The following is a 21,700-nucleotide window of genomic DNA, read 5'->3' on the forward strand; positions in this document are numbered from 1 at the left end:
ATGGCGGGTCCGAAGTCAGCCTTGCGTAGCCGCTTCGCGGCTGGCGCGGAATCCCCGAGGCGGACCGGAGCGCGGCCGCCTGCGCCGGACGGCGGGGCCCGCAGGTCGTCTCACAGGCCCTGTCATCCGTCAGGCGAAGGGCGAGATGACCGGAAACAGATTTCCGCGAATCGGCGCGCCGACCGCGAGATCCACCTCGAATCCATCGGATACCAGCCGGTCGACGACCGTGCGGCCATGCGGGGCAAGCACCGCGGTTTCGTCGACCCAGCGGGTGACCATGCGACGGGTGTCGTGCGCGAGGGTATTGCCCGCAGAGCCGTGCAGTGTCCGGGCGTGAAAGACGAGGCAGTCGCCCGGCTCCATGTCCCAGCTCAGGATGTCGTAGTCATCGCGGCGGGCCTCGATGTCGGGCACGCGGGAGAACGTCTCGCTGGCCGCGATGTCGAACTGCCCATGATAGCGGGCGTAAAATTCCTCGACCGCCGGCAGGTCCTGCTCGGCGTTCTCGAAGAAGTTTGCGGGCATGAACAGCTGATTCCAGCGGTGCGAGCCGCGCACGAATTCAAGGGCGGCCTCGCGCGGCAGCGGATCGAGCGTGACCCAGACCGAGCAGAACGGTCCGAGGACCACATTGTCGTGGTGCCAGGGCGTGCGCGCCTGCGTGCCGGGGCTCTTGGAAAACCAGGTGTCCTGCAGCAGCCGGACGGTGCTGGTGCGCAGGCAGCGGGCGGCGATCGCGGCTGCCGGCGATTCCAGCGCGAAGCTTTCGAACTGCGGGATGATCCGGCGCGACCAGATGTCGGAATGAAACGCGCCCTGGCCTTCCGGCGAGAAGCTCTGGAACATCGGGCTCGGGTGCTCGAGATTGCGCCGGATGCCTTCCGCCGCGACGTCCACCCAATGCTGCGCGAAGGCGCCCTTCAGGCAGATCGCGCCGTCCCGGTCGAGAGCCTGGATGGCGTCTTCGTCCATGGCCGCGGTGTGATTCGGCATGCAATCTCCTGCAATGGTCTGCGGCAAGACGTTCTGTCCGGCCTGCATCCTCGCGGGCAAGCGCGGGTAGAGCAAAGCGCCGGGCGCGCTGCCGGGCGGCCATCGACCACGACGCGCACACGATGCGGCACATCGAAGGGCACTGTCCAGCCGCGATCGATTTCGTGACGGCGATTCAGGCGAGGCCGTCCACCGAACCCGACCACAAGCCCCCGGCGCCCGCGATCCTGCGCTGGATCCGGCGGATCGAGGGCGCCCCGGTGGTGATCTGTTTTCCCCATGCGGGCGGATCCGTGCTGTCCTGCATGGGCCTCGCAGCCGCGCTGCCTGATCATCTGGCCATCGCCACGGTGGCTGTCCCGCGACAGCCGTGCGGCCGGCTGATTGCGGATGCGAGGCGGATCGCCGGTGCGGTGGCCGGGGAGATCGCCCTCGCGCTGGATCCGCAAAGTGCCGGGCTGACGCTGCTGGGAAACAGTTTCGGCGCCTTGCTCGCCTTCGAGACGGCCGTTGCGCTGGAGCGGCTCGAAGCTCCCGTCGCGCAGCGGCTGCATCTTGTCGTCTCCGGATTCCGCTCGCCGAGCCGGCCGCCATGCGACGCTCCGCTGCACCGACTGCCTCGCGCCCGCCTGCTCGCCGAATTGCGCGAGTGTTTCGGAGCCGTCGGACCGGGCCTCGGCGATTTGATCGGCGATACGCAGGAAGCGGAATTGCGAGCCGACATCGAGGCCTGCGAGACCTACCGGCCCGGCGATGCGCCAGCGCTGCGCTGCGCGCTGTCGGTCATCCGGCTGCTCGCCGATCCGTCGGTTTCTGACCAGGAATACGAGGCGTGGCGCGACATCTGCGCCGGCCCCGTCCGCTTCCGCGCGCTCGACTCGGGCCACTTTCCCTGGAGCGGCGCCACGGCCGCTTTAGCCGGCCTTGTTACGGAGCTGATCGCGGTCACGCGCCCGGTTTCCGCCGACCCTGGGCCGGCTTCGGCCGCACGGTCCGCCATCCCCCTGCCAACACCAAAACCCTGAAGGGCGCCATGTCCAACCGGCATTTCGACTGGTTCAAGAAATCCGAAACGGACGACGAGGTGCAGCACAAGCTGCAGCGCCTCTACGGCCTCGCATGCGACCGTCTGGCCCTGACGCCGGACGGCGGCTTCATCGCCGAGGCGATGGCCGCCAACCCGGAGGCTGCCCGACGCGATCCCGTGCGCCGCCTGGCGCATCACCTGTTCACCTACAAACTGGCGATGCCCAGCGGCGCCTGGGGCCTACTCGGGCTCGGTCTGCTGCATTCGGTGCTTCAGGAAGTTGCCCGGGAGGACGGCAAGAAGCCGACGCCGGTGGTGATCCCGCGCACCGAGGCGAAGGATCTCGACGGTCTCGCCAACCGGCTGTTGCTGCCGGAGGTCGACCAGAAGGACGTCCGCCGGGCCGCAGCCTTCGTCGACTATCTGCTGCTTGCGCAGGGACCGAAGGGCTTCATCAAGTTCGGGCGCGAGATGGGTATCGATGGGACAGTGGAGTCCGCCAGCCAGGCGGCGGCGGGCGTCTCGACGGCCGCCCTCGAGCTGAAATGGCAGCAAGCGTCGAACGGCGGTCCGGTCCGCAAGGGACCTGTGCACCTGGTGATTTGGGTGGCGCGGGCGGCAGCCCAGCACAGGGTGCTGCTGTTCTGGTTCCTGCTCGCCAACGCGGTGCAGATTCTCTACGCCGTCACCGTGCCGGTTCTGTTGCAGTCGCTGTTCGACAAGGGCATCAAGCCGAGCGATGTCGAGGCCATCAGCCTGTATCTGGCCTACCTCACTCTGGGCTTTCTGGCGGCGTCCGGATTCGGCGTGGTGCTGGACTACACGCTGGCCAAGCTCGGACCGCGCATCCTCAACGACCTCCGCGAACGGATGTTTCGCAAGATCAACGCCATCGATGCGCGCGAACTCGCCAGCTCCAGCACCGATGAGATCATCGCCCACTTCTCCAACGACATCACCGTGGTGGAAAAGGCCGTGATCTGGGCGGTCCCGGGGCTGTTCTCCAAGGGCCTGATGCTGATCGGCTCCGTCGTGGTGGCGTTCACGCTCGACTGGCAACTCGCGATCGTCACCCTTGTCACGCTGATCTTCGCGTTCTGGCTCCCCCGCGGCGTCAGCAAGCGCGCGGTGCGCTACAACTACGAGCGCGGCGCCAAGGACGCCAGGCTTGCCCAGATCGTCAAGGAGACGCTGCTGATGCAGCGGGTGATCCGCATCTTCGGTCTGCGCGAATTGCGGTCGAAGCTGTTTGCCGGGCAGGTGGGCGAGGTCTTTTCCGCGAGCTACCATCAGTATTTTTCGTCCGGCCTGGTCGGCCGCCTGACCAGCTTCGGCGTCAGCGCCGCGCAATTGCTGGTGATCGGGCTTGGTGCCGTGCAGTCGGTCGACGGGCTGGTGTCCTCCGGCACGATCGTCGCCTTCATTACGCTGCTGATCACCATCGGCGGCGCGGCCGGGTTCATCGGCGCGCAGTTGCCGCTGCTGATTCAGGGCGTCGGCGGCCTCGAGCGTGCGCAAGACCTGCTCGGCAAGCCCGATGCCGCGCCGGATCCGGAACGGCCGGAATCGATCGGCGCGGTGGTGCATTCGCTGCAATTCGATGAGGTGAGTTTCAGCTATGACGGCAGCAGCCCGGTGCTGGACAAGATCTCCCTGACGATCGACTGCCCGCGGAGGGTGATGGTGGTGGGGCCGTCCGGCTCCGGCAAGTCCACCATCCTGCGCCTGATCGAGAACCAGTTCTCGCCCGGCAGCGGCCACGTCCGGTTCAACGGCGTCGATCTGCGCCTGCTCGGCGAGGCGCAGGTCCGCTCGCTGATCTCGCTGGTGCCGCAGGACACCATGCTGTTCCAGATCTCGGTGCGGGAGAATATCCGCATGGGCAAGCTCGACGCCACCGACGCCGAGGTCGAGGCCGCAGCCAAGGCCGCCGACATCCACCCGATCATCATGTCGCTGCCGGACGGCTACGACACCAATGTGGGCGAGGCCGGCAACAAGCTGTCCGGCGGGCAGCGCCAGCGCCTCGCCATCGCCCGCGCCATCCTGCACAATCCGCAGATCATGCTGCTCGACGAGGCCACCTCGGCGCTCGATCCGGCGAGCCGCGTCGCCGTGGAGGCGACGTTGCGCAAGGTCACGGCCGGGCGCACCGTGGTCTCGGTCACCCACGACCTCACCCAGTGCGAACATGCCGATCTGGTCTATGTGGTGAAGGCCGGTCGCGTGGTCGAGAGCGGCACCCACCAGGCGTTGCTGGCCGCCGACGGCGTCTATGCGGATCTGTGGCAGCGCAGCGTGATCGCCGGAGCCGAAGGCACCGTACCCCACGCGCAACTGCTCGACCGGCTGCGCAAGCGTCCGATCCTTAAGGGCGTGCCGGCCGACTTCGTCGAAGGTCTGCTCGCCCGCATGACGGTGGAAGCGGTCGGGCCCGACACCGTGCTGATCGAGGACGGCAAGCCGGCGGATCGCCTGATCTTCATCACCCAGGGCGAGGCGCAGCAGAGCATGCGTCTGTCGGACGGCACCTTCATGGCGGTCGAGGTGCTCGAAGCCGGCGATGCGGTGGGCGAATATGCGGCGCTGGACAGAGCCGAGGAGTTCACCCGCGTAGTGACGCGAAAGGCCTGCCAGTTGTTGACGATCGATCACACGGCACTGCGGGCGCTGCTCGCCGAGGATCCGGCTATCGAGCAACGGATCGTCACAGCGCTGTCGGCGCGCCACGAGGCGATGACGCAATACTGCGCCTGGCAGAAGCTGCAGCCGCATGCGCGGCCGCAATGAGCCCTGACGCGCCCGCCGGCACCATCGCCACCCGTCTCGCGGCGCTCGCCGCCGCGTCCGACAACCGCTGGTCGATCAGCTTTCTGGACAGCCAGGGCGCGGTGGTCGAACGCTGCGGCGCGGCGGAGCTGGCGGCGCGGGCCGCCGCCGTGGCGGGCTTCCTCGAGCGCGACAGCGCGCCGGGCGCACCGGTGCTGCTGGTGTTTCAGCCTTCGGTCGATTTCCTTGTGGCGTTCCTCGCCTGCCAATGGTCGGGACGTCTCGCCGTGCCGATCAACCCGCCGCGCCGGCACCGGCTGATCCAGCGGCTTCAGGCGGTGGCGGCCGACAGCGGCGCCGCGGTGGCGCTGACCGGCGGCGTCGCGGAGGCGGCGCTGTGGCAGGCCGACAGCGCGGTGCTCGCGGCGATCCGCTGGCAGGACATCGGCGACATCGACCGCGACCCGGCGCTGGCCGGCCCGCTGCGCGAGGTCGATCCGGCCGCCACCTGCTTCATCCAGTACACGTCCGGCTCCACCGCGCTGCCCAAGGGCGTGGAAGTAAGCCATGCCAATCTGATGGCCGACATGGCGCGGATGCAGGACGCCTGGGGGCTGTCGCCGTCGAGCACGATGGTGACGTGGCTGCCCGCCTTCCACGACCTCGGCCTGATCTACGGCCTGTTGCAGACGCTGTTCAGCGGCTGCCCGGTGGTGCAGATGGCGCCGAACAGTTTTCTGCAGCGTCCGGCGTCGTGGCTTGAGGCGATCAGTCGTTTTCGCGGCACCCACACCGCCGCGCCCAGCTTCGCCTACGATCTCTGTGCCCGCCGGATTCCGCCCGAGCGGCGCGAGGGGCTCGATCTCTCCAGTCTGGTGATGGCGATGAATGCCGCCGAGCCGATCGATCCGCGGGTGATGCATAACTTCATCGACGCTTTCGGCCCGCATGGATTCCGCGACACCACCTTCGCACCAGCCTATGGCCTTGCGGAATCCACGCTCGCCGTCACCGCGAGCCCGGTCGGTGTAGCGCCGCGGTTGTTCACGCTGGATGCGGCCGCCCTGGAGGACGGGCGGATCGTCTTGGACGGTGCTGCTGCCCGACGTACTACAATTGCCGGCTCCGGCACGCCGCTGGCCGACGTCGCCGTTGCCATCGTCGATCCGGCGACCGGACGCCGACAGCCTGCCGACCGGGTCGGCGAAATCTGGCTCGGCGGTCCGACCATCGCGCGCGGCTACTGGCGACGGCCGGACGAGAGTGCGGCGACTTTCGAGGTCCGCATCGCCGGCGAAGACGACCCGATCAGATATCTTCGCACCGGCGATCTCGGCGCGATGATCGATGGCGAACTCTGCGTCACCGGCCGCATCAAGGATCTGATCATCCTGTCGGGCGCCAATCACTATCCGCAGGATATCGAGCGGGCCGCGCAGGCCGCGCATCCGGCGCTGCGCGTCGACAGCGGCGCCGCGTTCGGCATTGCGGGCGAGCAGGGCGCCGAACAGGTCGTGCTGGTGCAGGAGCTGGAACGTACCCAGCGTCGCACCGATCCGGCGCCATTGTTCAGCGCGATCAGCACGGCGGTCTGGCAGACGCTCGAGCTTCAGGTGTCGCGCATCGTGCTGGTGGAGCCGGGCGCAGTGCTGCGCACCTCCAGCGGCAAGATCCAGCGCGCCGCCAACCGCCAGGCCTGGCGTGACGGCGCACTTCCCGTCATCGCCGAATGGCGCGTCGCGGGAGAGCAGATTCGCGAGGTCGCGACGGCGACGACCAACTTGCTCCCGACGGGCGACGCGGCGGCGCTCGACCGATGGCTGCGCGAATGGTTTGCGCGGCGGCTCGAACTGCCGCTGTCGGAGGTGCGGGTGGATCGCGGCGTCGGCGAACTCGGACTGACTTCGGTCCATGCCGTCGAACTCGCCGGCGCGCTCGGCGCGCATCTCGGCCGGAAGCTGCCGCAGACCCTCGCCTATGATCACCCGACCATCAGCGCCTTGGTGGCGCATCTGTGCGGAGCGCCGGCGGCCCCGGCCAGGTCTCCACCTCCGTCTCCGCCACCCGCTTCCGGCGGGGACCTGGAAGACTTGCTATCCATGATCGAGGGAGGCGGCCGTGGCGGCCACTGAGGAGCGGCATGCGAGCCTGACCGAGCGGCTCGGCCGGCTGCGTCCGGAGCAGATCACCGATCTGATGCTGGCGCTGGAAGGCCGCATCGACGGGCTGCGAACCGAGACGGCGCGGGCCAGCCAGCCGCTGGCGATCGTCGGGCTGGCCGCCCGTTTCGCCGACGCCGGCTCGGCGGAAGCCTATGGCAAAATGCTGTTCGAGGGGCGCGATGCGGTCCGTGCTGCGCCCGCGGACCGGCCGGAGCGCGACGGACTGCCGCCGGGCGGCTATCTCGACGGCGTCGAGCGTTTCGATGCCGCCTTCTTCGGGCTGCGGCCGGTCGAGGCCGACGCCATGGATCCGCAGCACCGCCTCGCGCTGATGCTGGCCTGGCAGGCGCTGGAGGATGCCGGCTATGCGGATGCCGCGCTGCGCCCGCGCGCCACCGGAGTGTTCCTCGGCCTCGGCGCCAATGACTACGACGCCCGCTTTCACGCCACCGACGGCCTGTCGCCCGCGGCCATCCTGGGCAACGCCGGATCGATCGCCGCCGGTCGGATCAGCCATTGGCTCGACATCACCGGCCCCGCTCTGGTGATCGACACCGCCTGTTCGTCGTCACTGGTGGCGGTGCATGCCGCCTGCCTCGCGCTGCGCACCGGCGAATGCGACCTCGCGCTCGCCGGCGGCGTCAACCTCGTACTCGATGCGGACGTCACCGCGGCGCTCGCCGCCGCCGGGATGCTGGGACCGGGCCATGCCTGCCGCACCTTCGATGCGGCGGCCGACGGCTATGTGCGCGGCGAGGGCGGCGGGCTCGTGGTGCTGAAGCGGCTGGCCGACGCCGAACGCGACGGCGACGCCATCCGCGCTATCATCCGCGGCTCCGCCATCAATCATGACGGCCATTCCAGCGCGCTCACTGCGCCGAACGGCGCCGCCCAGCAGGCGGTGATCGCCGCGGCGCTGGCCGATGCGGGACTGTCGGCGCGCGATGTCCAGGCCGTGGAATGCCACGGCACCGGCACGCCGCTCGGTGATCCGATCGAGGTGCAGGCGCTCGCCGCCGCCTATGGGGCGGATCGCGGCGCGCCGCTGCTGCTGGGCTCGGCCAAGACCAATATCGGCCATCTGGAGGCCGCGGCCGGCATCGCCGGACTGATCAAGATGGCGCTGGCGCTGCAGGCCGGGCGCCTGCCGGCGACGCTGCACCAGTCCACCCCCAATCCGCGCATCGCCTGGAGCGATCTGCCCGTCCGCGTCGTCGACCAGCCGATGGATTGGCCCTCCGCGACGCACCGGCGAGCCGGGGTGAGCAGCTTCGGCTTTTCCGGCACCAATGCGCATCTGATTGTCGAGCAGGCGCCGCCGCGCCACGGTGTAGTAGCCGAACAAATTCTGCCGACCATGCTGGCGCTGTCCGCGCGCGACGATGGCGGCTTGCGCCGGCTCGCCGCCGCACTGGCGGATCATCTGACGGCCTATCCGGAGACGCCGCTGGCGGCCGTCGCCGCGACCCTCGCCAGCGGTCGCGGACGCTTCGCCCATCGCGCCGCCTGTCTCGCGCGCAGTCACGACGAAGCGCTCGCGGGTCTGCGCAGCATTGCGGAGGGCGAGCAGCCCATCGCCGGGGCCATCGGATTCGGGGGGGCCGAACAGCCGAAAATCGCCTTCCTGTTTTCCGGGCAGGGCAGTCAATGGCCCGGCATGGCGGCGGAGCTTTATGCCGCCGACCCGATCTTCCGTGACCGGCTGGACGCCGCTACGCGCCGGCTCGACGCCGATCCGGCCGCGCTGCGATTCGATCCGGTAGCAGGGGGGCGGGCGCCCGACACCGCCGAGGTTCAGCCGGCGCTGTTTGTGCTCGAATATGCGCTGGCCGAGCGTCTCGCGTCGTTCGGTGTGGTGCCTGATATTGTTGCCGGGCACAGCCTGGGCGAATGGTCTGCCGCCTGCGTCGCCGGCATGCTGCCGTTCGATCTTGCGCTTGATGTGGTGGCCGCGCGGGGCCGGCTGATGGGCGCGCTGCCGGGCGACGGCGAGATGGCGGCGGTGTTCGCGCCGATCGCGCGCGTCGCGCCGCTGATGGAGCGTTTCGGTTCGCGCCTCGACGTCGCCGCGCTGAATGCGCCGGACGAGGTGGTGGTGTCGGGCGACAAAGAGGCGATCGCGTCGTTACTTGCGGATCTTGACGCCGAAGGGATGGGCTGCCAGCGCATCGCCACCAGCCACGCCTTCCATTCGCATCTGATGGACGCCGCGGTTGCGCCGTTCGAGCAGGTGGTACGCGACGCCGGCCTGGCAGAGCCGCGGCTGCCGATGGTCTCGAATGTGACGGGGGCGCTTGCGGCTGACTTCCTCGACCCGGCCTATTGGGGTCGGCAGATCCGCCAGCCTGTGCGGTTCGGCGACGGCCTCGACAGCATCGCCGCTTTCGGCGCGGATGTGGTGGTGGAGATCGGCCCCGCCGCGACGCTGGTCGGCTTTGCCCAGCGCGCATCCGGTTTCCAACATGCTACGACGCACTTCATTCCGACCATGCGTCGCAACCGTGCGGCGACCGATACTCTGGCGCTCGCGCTCTGCCGGCTGTTCGCGGCCGGGATCGATATCCGCTGGCCAATGAGCGGCGCGCCGCGCGTCAGCCTGCCAGGCTATCCCTTCGCCGGCGAGCGCCACTGGATCGCGGCACCGCACCGGCCGGCTGTCGTGCAAGATGCCGTGGTCGCAGCGCCGCTGCCCGCGCCGCATCCGGCGGCGACGCCGGCCCTGAGCCCGGACGAAGTGCGCGCCGGCATTTCGGCGAGCCTGCGGCGCAGCCTGCAACTGGACGAGGCGGCGCTGGCCGGCGATGCCGGCTTCTTCACGCTCGGGGTGGATTCGCTCGCTTTGATGGAAGCCATGTCGACGCTCGAACGGCGTTGGAAGGTAGCAATCCCGCGCCGCGAACTATTCGAGACGCTGACGACACCGCGCGCGCTGCTGGAGCGCGTCGTCAGCGAGGTGGAGGCCCGCGCACCTGAAACGGCTACTGCGCCGTCCGCCATGGGGCAGGTAACAGCCGCGTCGACGCCCGCATTGCAGCCCGTCACGCGCATCGCGGCTGCTCAGCCGCAGGCAGAGCCGATGAGCGCGGAGGGGAAGACCTTCATCGCGGAGTTCGCCGCAAGTTATGGCGCAGCCCGGCAAGCGTCGCGCCGGCAGCGCGAGACCTACGGTGCCGTGCTGGCGGATAGTCGCGCGGTGGCGGGCTTCCGGCCCGAGACCAAGTCGATGCTCTATCCGATCATCGGCATGAAGGGGCAGGGCAGCCACATCATCGATGCCGACGGCAACGACTATGTCGACCTGACCATGGGCTTCGGCGTGCAATTGTTCGGCCACAACCCGCCGATGGTGGTCGAGGCGATGCAGCGGCAATTGTCGGAGCAGGGGCTGTTCCTCGGGCCGCAGGCGCAGAAGGCCGGCGAGGCGGCGGCGCTGATCGCCCGGCTCACCGGCAATGAGCGGGTGTTGTTCTGCAACACCGGGACCGAAGCGGTTATGACGGCGCTGCGGCTGGCCCGCCATGCCACCGGCCGGCCGCTGGTGGCGATGTTCGCCGGCTCCTATCACGGCCATTTCGACGGCACGCTGGCGCGCGCCGCCGAGGGCGGCAGCCTGCCGCTCGCCAGCGGCACGCCGCTCGGCATGCTGGCCGACGTCGTCGTGCTCGACTATGCCGACCCCGAGGGCAGCCATGCCGCGCTGGAGGCGCTGTCGGACCGGCTCGCGGCGGTGATCGTCGAGCCGGTGCAGAGCCGGCGCCCGAGCCTGCAGCCGCGCGACTTCCTGCAATGGCTGCGCGGCTTCACCAGCCGGGCCGGCGCGGCGCTGATCTTCGACGAGGTGCTGCTCGGATTTCGCGTCGCCTGCGGCGGGGCGCAGGCCTGGGCCGGCGTGCGGGCCGATCTTGTGACTTATGGCAAGATCGTCGGTGGCGGCCTGCCGATCGGCGTCGTTGCCGGCACCCGCGCGTATCTGGACGGCATCGATGGCGGCCAATGGCCGCTGCAGGGCGCCGGCGGTCCGCAGGCCGACCGAACCTTCTTCGCCGGCACGTTCAATAAAAACCCGCTGGCGATGGCGGCCGCAACCGCCGTGCTTACTCACCTGGACGCGTCCGGCCCCGCTTTGCAGGAGCGCCTCAACGCGCGCACCGACAGCTTTTGCCGCGACCTCAACGCCTCGCTCGAACGCGACGGCAGCGCCTTGCGGGTCGAGCATTTCTCTTCGGTGCTGCGCTTTGCGGGTGCGAGCGATCTGTTCTACAGCCAGCTGATCTCGCGCGGCGTCTACGTCTGGGAAGGGCGCACCTGCTTCCTCTCCACGGCGCATACCGATTCCGATCTCGACCAGGTGGCGCAGGCGGTGCGCGACAGCGCCCGCGCGCTGACGGCGGTCGGCCTGATGGGCTCGTCGCCGCGGCCGGCGGCGCCCGCGACCATCGCCACCTCGCCGGGACAGCAGGCGCTGTGGACGCTTGCCGCCTTCAGCCCCGAAAGCGCTGCGGCCTATAACCAGACGCTGCTGCTGCGTTTCGACGGCTCACTCGATGCGGAGATGCTCAGAGCCGCGCTGGCCGATCTGGCGGCGCGGCACGACAGCCTGCGGATGAATTTTGCCGAGGGCGGCCGCGAAGTCCACATCGCCACCGCCGCCACCATCACGCTGGACGAGGCCGACCTGCCTGATGTCGAGGCTGCTGCAGCCTGGGTGCGGTCCGAGGCGGCGCGGCCGTTCGATCTGGCGGGCGGGCAGTTACTTAGAGTTGATCTGCTGCGGATCGGCGCAGGCGAATGCGCGCTGGTGCTGATCCAGCCGCATATCGTCACCGACGGCTGGTCGATGCAGGTGCTCGCCAACGAATTCGGCCGGCTCTATTCGGCTCGCCTCGCAGCGATCCCGGCGAGCCTGCCGGCGCCGGCCAGCTATCAGCGCTTCGCGGACTTTGCCCGCGTGGCGGCCGCCGACCCGGACGCCGCGGCGCATTGGAAAGGCACCTTCGCCCGTCTGCCCGCGCCGCTGGATCTTCCCGCCGACCGGGCGCGGCCGCCGCTGCAGAGTTTTGCGGGCGGGCGGATCGCTGCGCTGCTGCCGCCGGCCACTGCCGAACGGCTGGCGGCGCAAGCGCGGGCGCAGAATTGCTCGCTGTTCACGCTGTGCCTCGCCGCCTATGGGCGGCTGCTGGCCGAACTTTCCGGGCAGGACGATCTGGTGGTGGCGATCTTCGCCGCCGGCCAGCCGATGGTGGGCGAGCCGGGACTGACCGGCTATTGCATCTCCACCGTGCCGGTGCGACTCGCCGGCATCGGCGGCGCGGATGCGCTCGGCGTGACCCGCGCGGCGATGGCGCAGGCGATGGCCTATCCGGCCTATCCGCTGTCCGCCATCGTCAAGGCGAGCGGCGGACGGCGCGATCCGTCGCGCCCGCCGCTGGCGAGCGTCTCCTTCAACCTCGACCGCCTGGAGTCGCTCGCGGCGTTCGGCGCCCTCGCGCCAACAATCAGCGCCAACGCCCATGGCAGCGTGCGCTGGGATTTGAACTGGAATCTCGAACTCAGCGAAGCGGGCCTCGCCATCGAGGCGAATTTCAACGCCGACCTGTTCGATGCCGCCCGGGTCGAGGGCTGGGTCGCCCGCTATCGCGAATTGCTGGACGACATCGGCGCGGAGCCCGCAGCACCGGAGGCACCAGTTAGCACGATCGCCGACTACGTGGCGCAATGGGCTGTGCAGCGGCCCGATGCGCCGGCGGTGATCGATAACGAAGGCACGCTGAGTTGGGCTCAACTCGCGCAAGCGAGCGAACATCTCGCGGCCCGGCTGGCGGGGCTTGGCGTCGGACATGGCGACCGGGTCGGCTTCTGCCTCGAGCGCGGCGCCGGTTCGCTGGTGGCGATGGCGGCCGCGAGCCGGCTCGGTGCAGCCTTCGTGCCGCTCGAGCCGGAGCACCCCGCCGCGCACCGCGCCACGCTCCTCGCCGAATCCGGTGCCTTGGTGCTGGTGACGGATGCATCGACGCGAAGCGCGACGGCATCGGTTCCGACGCTGGGCTGGAGCCGCGATGCACCGGCCATAGCGGCGCCACCGCGCGTTGTCTGCGGCGCTTCGGATCTCGCCTACATCCTGTTCACCTCCGGCTCGACCGGGCGGTCGAAGGGCGTCATGGTGTCCTGCGGCGGCCTGCACGCCTATGCGGAGGCCATGCTGCGCCGGCTGGCGATGCCGGGCCCGCTTGTATTTGCGATCGTCACTTCCTTCGCCGCCGACCTCGGCTACACCAGCGTGATCGGCGCCATCGCTTCAGGCGGCACGCTCAATGTGGTGGATGCGCCCACCGCGCGCGACCCTGCGGCCTTGATCGCCCGGATGGCGCAAGCGCCGGCCGATGTGCTGAAGATCGTCCCCAGCCATCTCGCCGCGCTGCTGACGCATCCGGACGCCGCCGCGCTGCTGCCGCGGCGCGCGCTGATCTGCGGCGGCGACGTGCTCACCTTTGCATTGGTACAACGGCTGACGGTGCTGCGGCCGGGCTTGCGCATCTTCAATCACTACGGCCCCACCGAGACCACCATCGGCTGCACCATGGTGGAAGTCACCGCGGCGCTTGCGAGCGCGATGGCGGATGGCCGCGTGCCGATCGGCCATCCGCTCGACGGCGCCATCGTGGAGATCGTCGATGCCGACGGCACGGTGCTTGCGGCCGGCGAGACCGGCGAAATCCGCGTCAGCGGCGCGGGCGTCGCGCTGGGCTATCTGGCGCCGGCGACGGATGCGGCGCCCGGCTTCATCCGCCGCGCCGACGGCGCGCGCGCTTATCTCACCGGCGATCTCGGCAGCATGGATGCCGACGGCCTGGTCCGCTTCCTCGGCCGCAACGACGACATGGCAAAGATTCGCGGCCATCGGGTCGATCCCAATGGCGTGGCGGCGGTGCTGCGCGGCTGCCCCGGCGTCGTTGATGCGGCGGTGCTGGTCAAGCGCGACGACGCCGGCGCGGCGCGTCTGTTCGGCGCCGTCGTGGCGCCCGGCCAGCGCCCGGAAAGCCTCGACGCTCTCCTCGCCGACCGGCTGCCCGAAGCGCATCGTCCGTCCCGCCTGATCATCGTCGAGGCACTGCCGCTCAACGCCAACGGCAAGGTCGATCGCAACGCGCTGCTGGAGCTGTTCGCCGCGCCCCGTGCCGTTGCGGCCGCTGCGCCGGTTCGCGCCGAAGGCGTGCTCGCCACGGTCCTGGCGCTATGGCGCGAGTTGTTCGCCGGCCTTGGAGAGCCGGCGGAGATGATCGGTGCTGACGATGATTTCTTCGCGCTGGGCGGCGATTCGATCATGGCGATCCAGCTCGCCGGCAGAGCGAGGGCGGCCGGCTGGCTGATGTCGCCGACGCAGATCTTCACCGCGCCGACGCCGCGCGGCCTGGCCGCCATCATCCAGCCGGTCTCGGCGCGCGCCGTCGTGGATCGCGGGCCGGTTGCGGAGGCGGTGCCGCTGACGCCGATCCAGCATTGGTTCATGGACATCGCGATGCCCGACCGCCGCCATTGGGCGCTGACGGCGGTGTTCGCTCTTCCTCCCGGTGCCACGATGGACGCTATCAGCACGGCTCTCGCGGCGGCGCATCAGCGTCACGATGCGCTACGCGCCCGGCTGTGCGATGGCGATCCGCAGCTGCAGCAGGTGGAAGCAGCCGAGATCTCGCCGGCATTGCTGCAGCAGCAGATAACTGCCGTCGAAGAATTTTCCGCCGCCGAGGATCGGATGGCCGATCGCCTGATAGCGCAACTCGACCCCGCTGCGGGACGTCAGTTCGCCGCGGGGCTTGTGGAAGCCGGCGCCGCGCGGCGCCTGGTCGTGGCTGTGCATCATCTGGTGTTCGACATGGTCTCCTGGACAATTCTGGCGGACGATCTCGCCAACGCACTGTCCGACCCGCCGCGGCCGGTTGTGGCGCCGGCGACGGCGTGGTCGTGGTGGTGCCGCCATCAACCGGCGACGGTCGCCGCCTTCGAGGTCGATCGTCCGTATTGGCAGGCGGTGGCGGAAACATCGGTGACGGTGCCGCTTGATCACTCCACCAACGAGGATCTTGAAGGCGACGCGCAATGCCGTGAATTGCGACTGGCCGCGGAACTGTGCCAGCCGCTGTTCGCCGATCTCACCGAACACTTCGGCCACCAGCCGCATGAGAGCGCGCTGGCGCTGGTCGCCCGCGCGCTGTTCGGCTGGACCGGAGGCGCGGTGCAGCTCGAATTGGAAGGACATGGTCGCGAGCCGGGTGATGCGGACATCGATCTGTCGCGCAGCATCGGCTGGTTCACCACCCGCTATCCGTTGGCGCTGCCGGCGGACGCGACCGATCTGCCGGGCTGGCTGCTGGCCGTCAAGGACATCGCGCGGGCTGCGGCGGCGCGGTCGATGGGTTACGGATTGCTGCGCTGGGCCGCGGTCCCGCTGACCGGGCCGCGGCCGCAACTGTCGTTCAACTATCTGGGCGACATCAGTCGGTTCGGCCATGCCGGGCTGCCGCTGATCCGGTTGTCCGCGGGCCGGGAGCGGGCCGCGCGGGCGGTTCGCCCCCACCGCCTTGCTTTCAACTGCTGGCTCGATAACGACGCGCTGGTGATCCGCTGCGAATTCGGCGCCGGCCATGACGCCGCGACCATCGAGCGGCTGCTGCGGGCTATCGCCGTCGAGGCGGACGCCTGCCGTTCCGTGGCGAGTCACTCGGAGCGCCGCTATTCGCCGAGCGACTTCTCGGCGCTCGACCTCAGCCAGGAGGATCTCGACGTCCTCACCCTCTACAGCTGAGCCACGGCGGATCGCGTTGAATGACCGCGAAGGCGCCCGTTAATGTTTTCAGGGGGTTAGTTTTGGCGCTCCCTAGCGGAATCGAACCGCTCTCTCCACCGTGAAAGGGTGGCGTCCTAACCGATAGACGAAGGGAGCGAAGCCGCGTGGCGCGCGAACCGGATTCGGGGTCGCTGGCCGGCGGAAACGCACGGTCGTACGTCGTATTCTCGAACCATATCAACGCGGTGCGCTGACTGGCGGCGCCTCCGAGCGAGCGGCCATGGGGCCCCGTGCGTCAGCGGCGGGCGAACGTATAGTGGCGTTTGCCGGGCCGGGCAAGTCCGCCGCGCCAAGAACCGCAAATACCCCGAAAATTCGATCAAGTTTGCAACGTTTTTTCAAGGCCGCGAGCCTAGACCGAAGGGTAACGGAGCGGACATGGCCAAAGAACGAAACAAGCGCGACTCGCGCAAGTCGGTGCGACAGAGCGGCTGGATCACGCTGGACGGCGGATTCGCGGCGCGGCCCTGCGAGGTCGTCGATCTGTCGACCTCGGGCGCCAAGCTCACCCTCGCGGACGCGATCTCGCTTGGGCCGAAACTGCGGCTGGCGTTTTCGCGTGATTCCCGCACGGGCCGGAATTGCGAAGTGGTGTGGCGGCGCGGCACGACGGTCGGCGTCAAATTCGTCAGTTGAACGACAGGACGCAACGTCACCGGTCGATCGACAACCTCTCGAACGCAAAACAGGCCCCGCAATGACGGGGCCTGTTGCGTTCGCAGCGATCGCGATCAGCCGAAGAACAGCCAGAGCAGAATGATGATCGGGATCGGAATGCCGATCAGCCAGAGAAGTAGTCCACGTGCCATGTCAACCTCCATGATTTGCAGAACCAACGTCATGCAGCGACGCTGGTTCCTGGAGGGCGACTGTTTTCGAACGCGCTCGATCCGGAACAAAACGCGGCGACGTGTACGCGACGTGTTAGTTCGCCACGTCGCGCTACACTGGTGATTACCAGTGGCCGGTGTTTGGCATCGAGGCCCACGGCTCCTGCGGCGGTAGCGCGTCGCCCTTCTGCAGCAGTTCGACCGAATGCAGATCCGGCGAGCGCACAAACGCCATCTGGCCGTCGCGCGGCGGGCGGTTGATGGTGATGCCCATCTTCATCAGTCGGTCGCAGGTCGCATAGATATCGTCGACCTCGTAGGCGAGATGGCCGAAGAAGCGATCCTCGCCATAGGTCTCCTCGTCCCAATTGTGGGTCAGCTCGATGGTCGGGGCCGGGCGTCCCTTCGACTGCCTGACCAACTCCTCGTCCTCGGGCGCGCACAGAAACAGCAGCGTGAATTTGCCCTTGTCGTTGTCGATGCGGCGGACCTCCTTGAGGCCGAGTGCGCCGCAGAAGAATTGCAGCGCGGTGTCGAGATTGCGGACGCGCAGCATGGTGTGCAGAAAACGCATGATGGTGGTGTCTCCGTGAGGCGGGTGGCAGCGCGATCTTGCGACGAAACCGCGGGATTGGAAAGCGCGGGCCGAACGTGCGGGCATTTCCGTGCGCCGCTTCGCACGCGCAATCGATGAACCCGGCGCTGCGAAGACACACGGGCCCCGGAGCGATGCTCCGGGGCCCGTCACTTGTCGATGATATCGCATGCAGGGGAATGCGGCGAACCGGACGAAAACGAAGATGACCCAGTCGACGAGAAACCGAAGCCGGCGAACCGGCCACAACCGCCGACAAAAAAAGAGCCCCGCCTTGGAGGTCACGGGGCTCTTTTCGGGGAGGTCATCCGTAGAGACACCCGACTATCGACGGGGTATGCTCAGGTTGCAATTCAAAAAAATGTGGGTTCGAATCCGTGCAACGGAACCCATTCGTGATCGGCGCCAGCTCGCGCACCGACATCGGCATATCCGTCCCGCGCCGGCCTGGCTTGCGCCGGGCGGGGCAAATTGCGATGGGTCTGATGTTTGTTGGATGTTGCAGCCATGATCGCACCCGACCTGCGCAGCGGAGTTGAACAGCTCGGCGACATGATCGCCGGCGCCTCGGTGATCGTGCCGTTCACCGGCGCCGGGATTTCAACCGAGTCGGGGATTCCGGATTTCCGCTCGCCCGGCGGGCTGTGGACCCGCAACCGGCCGATCCCGTTCGAGGAATTCGTCGCGCGGCAGGACGCGCGCGACGAGGCCTGGCGGCGGCGCTTCGCGATGGAAGACACCTTCGCGGCGGCGCGGCCGGGACGCGGCCATCGCGCGCTCGCCGCGCTGTACAAGGCCGGCAAGGTGCCGGCGGTGATCACCCAGAACATCGACAATCTGCATCAGGCGTCGGGCATTGGTGCCGGCGACGTCGTCGAACTGCACGGCAACACCACCTATGCGCGCTGCATCGGCTGCGGCAAACGCCACGAACTCGACTGGGTGCGGCAGTGGTTCCAGCGCGCCGGCCATGCGCCGCATTGCACCGCCTGCGACGAGCCGGTGAAAACCGCGACGATCTCGTTCGGTCAGGCGATGCCCGTCGACGAGATGCGTTATGCCAGCCAGCTCGCGCAGAATTGCGATCTGTTTCTGGCGATCGGATCGTCGCTGGTGGTGTGGCCCGCCGCCGGGATTCCGATGCTCGCGAAAGAGTCCGGCGCCAAGCTCGTGATCATCAACAACGAGCCGACAGAGCAGGACGAGATCGCCGATCTGGTGATCCGGCACGACATCGGCGAAACGCTCGGACCGTTCGTCGGCAACTGAATCCCCGTATGATTCGCAGGTATTCAAGCCTGTTCATAGCTGTCGCCTCGCGCGTTTTTTGTCTTTGCGAGAGGCATCGCGGTGTTATCTTTGCATTAATAGATTCGCGGCGGCGCAATCCTGATTGGTCATGGAACTGGGGCACGCGGATTGCTGGCGTCGCGGTGGCGACACGGTTGTAATTCTGACGCGCGGGGTCCGGGGTCATGGGGTCGGACGGTTTTGAGTCCAAAAAGCCAGGCGTATCGACAGCCGCCGGCGCCATACGGTCCGGGGCCGTGGAATTCGCGCCTCGCGACGCATACCTGCCTCGCGACGGCGTCGGGGGCGCCTTCGCGGGCATCGCCGAATCGGGGAACCTGGTCGAAATCGGTGGCGTCATCAAATGGTTCGACGCCTCGAAGGGGTACGGCTTCATCGTCCCCGACAATGGCGCGGCAGATGTTTTGCTGCACGTGACCGTGCTGCGCCGGGATGGCTACCAGACCGCCTATGAGGGCGCCCGCATCGTCGTGGAATGCGTCCAGCGCGCCAAGGGCTATCAGGCGTTCCGCGTCGTCTCGATGGACGAGTCGACCGCGATCCATCCCGCCCAGATGCTGCCGCCGCGCACCCATGTCAGCGTGACGCCGACCAGCGGGCTCGAGCGCGCCCAGGTGAAATGGTTCAACCGGCTGCGCGGCTTCGGCTTTCTGACCTGCGGCGAGGGCACGCCGGACATCTTCGTGCATATGGAGACGCTGCGGCGCTACGGCATGACCGAATTGCGTCCCGGCCAGTATGTGCTGGTGCGGTTCGGGCCGGGCTCCAAGGGGATGATGGCGGCGGAGATCCAGCCCGAGAATGGCGCCCCGGGATTGTCCTCGCACTGACGCGCCGCGCCGGATCCTGAAAATTTGACCATTGCCGGCGGCGCGCGGACATTCTGCGCGGCGCGGTCTGGTGTTCGCCATGATCGTCGCGCTAGGGTCGTCCCGGATTGAACTGGACGGGACAGGTTGCGTCGATGACAAGCTTTCGTTGCGGATATGCCGGCCGGGTGCTGAGCGCGCTGGTCGCCTTGCTGCTGCTGTGCGCGTTCGCCGCGCAGAACGCGCAGGCGGCCAAGATGGAGACGCTGGAGATCGTCACCAAGACCGGCGTGCATGTCTTCAGCGTCGAGATCGCGACCACCGAGCAGGAGCGCGAGACCGGCCTGATGTATCGCAAGCAGATGCCCGAAGGGCAGGGCATGCTGTTCGACTTCCGGCCGGAGCAGCCTGTGTCGATGTGGATGAAGAACACCTACATTTCGCTCGACATGATCTTCATCCGCGCCGACGGCCGGATCCTGCGGATCGCCGAGAATACCGAGCCGATGTCGACGAAGATCATCGCCTCCGGCGGTCCGGTGACGGGCGTGCTGGAGGTGATCGGCGGCACCGCCAAGAAACTCGGCATCGCCGCCGGCGACCGCGTCGGGCATCCGTTGTTCAAGGGCCGCTGAACCGGCGGCTTGCTGGGGTCCGCCGAAGCGTGTATCGACGGCGAACCGACACGGCATCGGGGTATAGCGCAGCCTGGTAGCGCGGCAGTTTTGGGTACTGCAGGTCACAGGTTCGAATCCTGTTGCCCCGACCACTTTCGCGACGGAAGGTCCGCACCGCCGTTCCCGACCGTTGTCAGCCTTTCAATCTCACGTCTTCCCCGATCCGGCCGACGGCACCGATTGCGCCGCTGCCGGAGAAACTGTGCCGGCGGCCGAGGCGGGCGCGCCGGGCGCATTCGGCCCGAGCCCGGCCGCCGCCACGGTCGCGGCCGAGGCCGCCATGCCGGCCGGCTGGGCCGCGGGCGCGGCCGTCGCCATCGCCGGCTTCATCGGCTTGTCCTGCTTTTTCGACCAAGTGATGTAGTAGGCCACCAGCGTCATCAGCGCGATGCCGGTGACGCTGACGATGATCTGCGCCAGCAGCGAGCCCGAGCTCATCATCAGTTCGAAATGGCCGACGAAGGACAGGAACACGCCGACGCAGAACACCGCGAGCGACTGCTGGCCGCATTTGATCAGCGGGTCGAAGATCGGCGATTCCAGCCCCTTCCAGTCCTTCGGAACGAAGCGGACCACCAGCACGACGAGCACCGCGAAATGCAGGAAGCGGTAGGGCGCCAGATTGGTCTTGTCGTTGGGGTTGAAAGCGTCGAACAGCCAGGTCGGGAACATTTCGCCGAGGGTCGGAAACCGGCCGGCCATCGTCATCACCAGCGCGAAGATCATGTAGGCGATGCAGAACCACAGCATATAGCTGGAATTGATGATCGAGCGCGACCGCGTGGTGCCGCCGAGCGCGCACCAGGCGCCGAACACGAACAGCAACTGCCAGCAGAACGGGTTGAAGTACCAGGTGCCGGCCGGATAGGACGGCAGATTCCAGTCGAACTGCCGCGCGGCGAAATACAGCGCGAACGACGCGATCATCACCGCATCGGGCTTGCGCAGCATCAGCCACAGCACCGGCGGAAACAGCCCCATCAGCACGATGTAGAGCGGCAGTACATCGAGATTGACCGGCTTGAACTTCAAGAGCAGGCCCTGGCGCAGCGTCTCGATCGGGTTGTCGACGAGGCCTGCGACGTTGAATTCGTTGATGATGTCGGGGTCACTGAAGCGCACCGCGACGTAGCCGATCGCGACGATGTAGATCACGAACAGCACGATGTGGGCGACGTAGAGCTGCCAGACACGCTTGGTCAGCCGGGTGCCGCCGACGATGAAGCCGCGCTCCAGCATCATCTTGGCGTAGACGAACGACGCGGTGTAGCCGGAAATGAACACGAACAGGTCGGCGGCGTCGCTGAAACCGTAGTTCCGGGTGGTGATCCAGTTCACCACATTGTCCGGGATGTGATCCAGGTAGATCGCCCAGTTGGCCACGCCGCGGAACAGGTCCAGCCGCAGATCGCGGCCCTTGCCGGGGAGAATTGCCTGAATTTCCATGGAGCCGTTCGTCCCGTGTCTTTTTATGAAACCGTTGTAGTCGGTCCCGATCGATTGTCATGACGTCGGGGACCGAATATACCCAATTCTGAAACCAACCGCCTCGCGACGGAATCACAAGTGGCCGGTGCCGATCACGAACTGCTGCGTTTCGTGACCCTTATAATGTGACGCAAATGTTCGACTTCGAAAGACACACCAAGATACACTATGAGCGCCGCTTTCACCAAACCGCC

Annotated in this window: 11 protein-coding genes and 2 tRNA genes; 9 read left to right on the forward strand and 4 right to left on the reverse strand. The window is 67.9% G+C overall.

Annotated features, from left to right (window positions below; all coding sequences use genetic code 11):
• Positions 1-129: 129 nt before the first annotated feature.
• Positions 130-1,023 (reverse strand): phytanoyl-CoA dioxygenase family protein, encoded by an 894-nt coding sequence (locus tag ACTZWT_RS15195; RefSeq protein ID WP_444770511.1) that lies wholly within the window; start codon positions 1,021-1,023, stop codon positions 130-132.
• Between the two features lie 95 nt (positions 1,024-1,118).
• Between ACTZWT_RS15195 and ACTZWT_RS15200 the strand changes: the two genes are divergently transcribed.
• From ACTZWT_RS15200 to ACTZWT_RS15215, 4 genes are read left to right on the forward strand one after another with little or no spacing between them, the layout of a single operon-like run.
• Entirely contained in the window at positions 1,119-2,021 is a 903-nt protein-coding gene (locus tag ACTZWT_RS15200) for a thioesterase II family protein (protein WP_444770512.1), read from the forward strand.
• Positions 2,022-2,029: 8 nt separating this feature from the next.
• Entirely contained in the window at positions 2,030-4,813 is a 2,784-nt protein-coding gene (locus tag ACTZWT_RS15205; RefSeq protein WP_444770513.1) for an ATP-binding cassette domain-containing protein, read from the forward strand.
• Positions 4,810-6,924 carry an AMP-binding protein gene (locus ACTZWT_RS15210; protein WP_444770514.1) on the forward strand — a complete coding sequence of 705 codons (2,115 nt, stop codon included), beginning with the start codon at positions 4,810-4,812 and terminating at the stop codon, positions 6,922-6,924. The genes ACTZWT_RS15205 and ACTZWT_RS15210 overlap by 4 nt, the downstream gene beginning before the upstream one ends.
• Positions 6,911-15,754 (forward strand): aminotransferase class III-fold pyridoxal phosphate-dependent enzyme, encoded by an 8,844-nt coding sequence (locus ACTZWT_RS15215; RefSeq protein WP_444770515.1) that lies wholly within the window; start codon positions 6,911-6,913, stop codon positions 15,752-15,754. The genes ACTZWT_RS15210 and ACTZWT_RS15215 overlap by 14 nt, the downstream gene beginning before the upstream one ends.
• Positions 15,755-15,817: 63 nt before the next feature.
• On the opposite strand, the gene ACTZWT_RS15220 is transcribed toward ACTZWT_RS15215, so the two are convergent.
• Positions 15,818-15,892: transfer RNA gene (locus ACTZWT_RS15220), tRNA-Glu, on the reverse strand.
• A gap of 282 nt (positions 15,893-16,174) precedes the next feature.
• Between ACTZWT_RS15220 and ACTZWT_RS15225 the strand changes: the two genes are divergently transcribed.
• Positions 16,175-16,432, forward strand: a complete 258-nt coding sequence (locus ACTZWT_RS15225; protein ID WP_322516925.1) for a PilZ domain-containing protein — start codon at positions 16,175-16,177, stop codon at positions 16,430-16,432.
• A gap of 318 nt (positions 16,433-16,750) precedes the next feature.
• Here the strand turns inward: ACTZWT_RS15225 and ACTZWT_RS15230 are convergent, their stop codons facing one another.
• Entirely contained in the window at positions 16,751-17,200 is a 450-nt protein-coding gene (locus tag ACTZWT_RS15230; protein WP_444770516.1) for a VOC family protein, read from the reverse strand.
• A gap of 528 nt (positions 17,201-17,728) precedes the next feature.
• On the opposite strand from ACTZWT_RS15230, the gene ACTZWT_RS15235 reads away from it, so the two are divergent.
• The 4 genes from ACTZWT_RS15235 to ACTZWT_RS15250 all read left to right on the forward strand — a co-directional run bounded on the left by ACTZWT_RS15235 (position 17,729) and on the right by ACTZWT_RS15250 (position 20,110).
• The gene (locus ACTZWT_RS15235; protein ID WP_444770517.1) at positions 17,729-18,490 is read left to right on the forward strand and encodes an SIR2 family NAD-dependent protein deacylase; all 762 of its coding nucleotides are present in this window, start codon (positions 17,729-17,731) and stop codon (positions 18,488-18,490) included.
• A 206-nt stretch (positions 18,491-18,696) separates the two neighbouring features.
• Positions 18,697-19,362: a cold-shock protein gene (locus ACTZWT_RS15240; RefSeq protein WP_444770518.1), complete on the forward strand. Its 666-nt coding sequence runs from the start codon at positions 18,697-18,699 to the stop codon at positions 19,360-19,362.
• 134 nt (positions 19,363-19,496) lie between these two features.
• Positions 19,497-19,976, forward strand: coding sequence for a DUF192 domain-containing protein (locus tag ACTZWT_RS15245; RefSeq protein ID WP_444770519.1), 480 nt, complete (start codon positions 19,497-19,499; stop codon positions 19,974-19,976).
• 57 nt (positions 19,977-20,033) lie between these two features.
• Positions 20,034-20,110: transfer RNA gene (locus ACTZWT_RS15250), tRNA-Pro, on the forward strand.
• Between the two features lie 55 nt (positions 20,111-20,165).
• Here the strand turns inward: ACTZWT_RS15250 and ACTZWT_RS15255 are convergent.
• Entirely contained in the window at positions 20,166-21,464 is a 1,299-nt protein-coding gene (locus ACTZWT_RS15255) for an OpgC domain-containing protein (protein WP_444770520.1), read from the reverse strand.
• Between the last annotated feature and the right edge of the window lie 236 nt (positions 21,465-21,700).

This window comes from Rhodopseudomonas sp. NSM (assembly GCF_052445935.1).
GTDB lineage: Bacteria > Pseudomonadota > Alphaproteobacteria > Rhizobiales > Xanthobacteraceae > Rhodopseudomonas.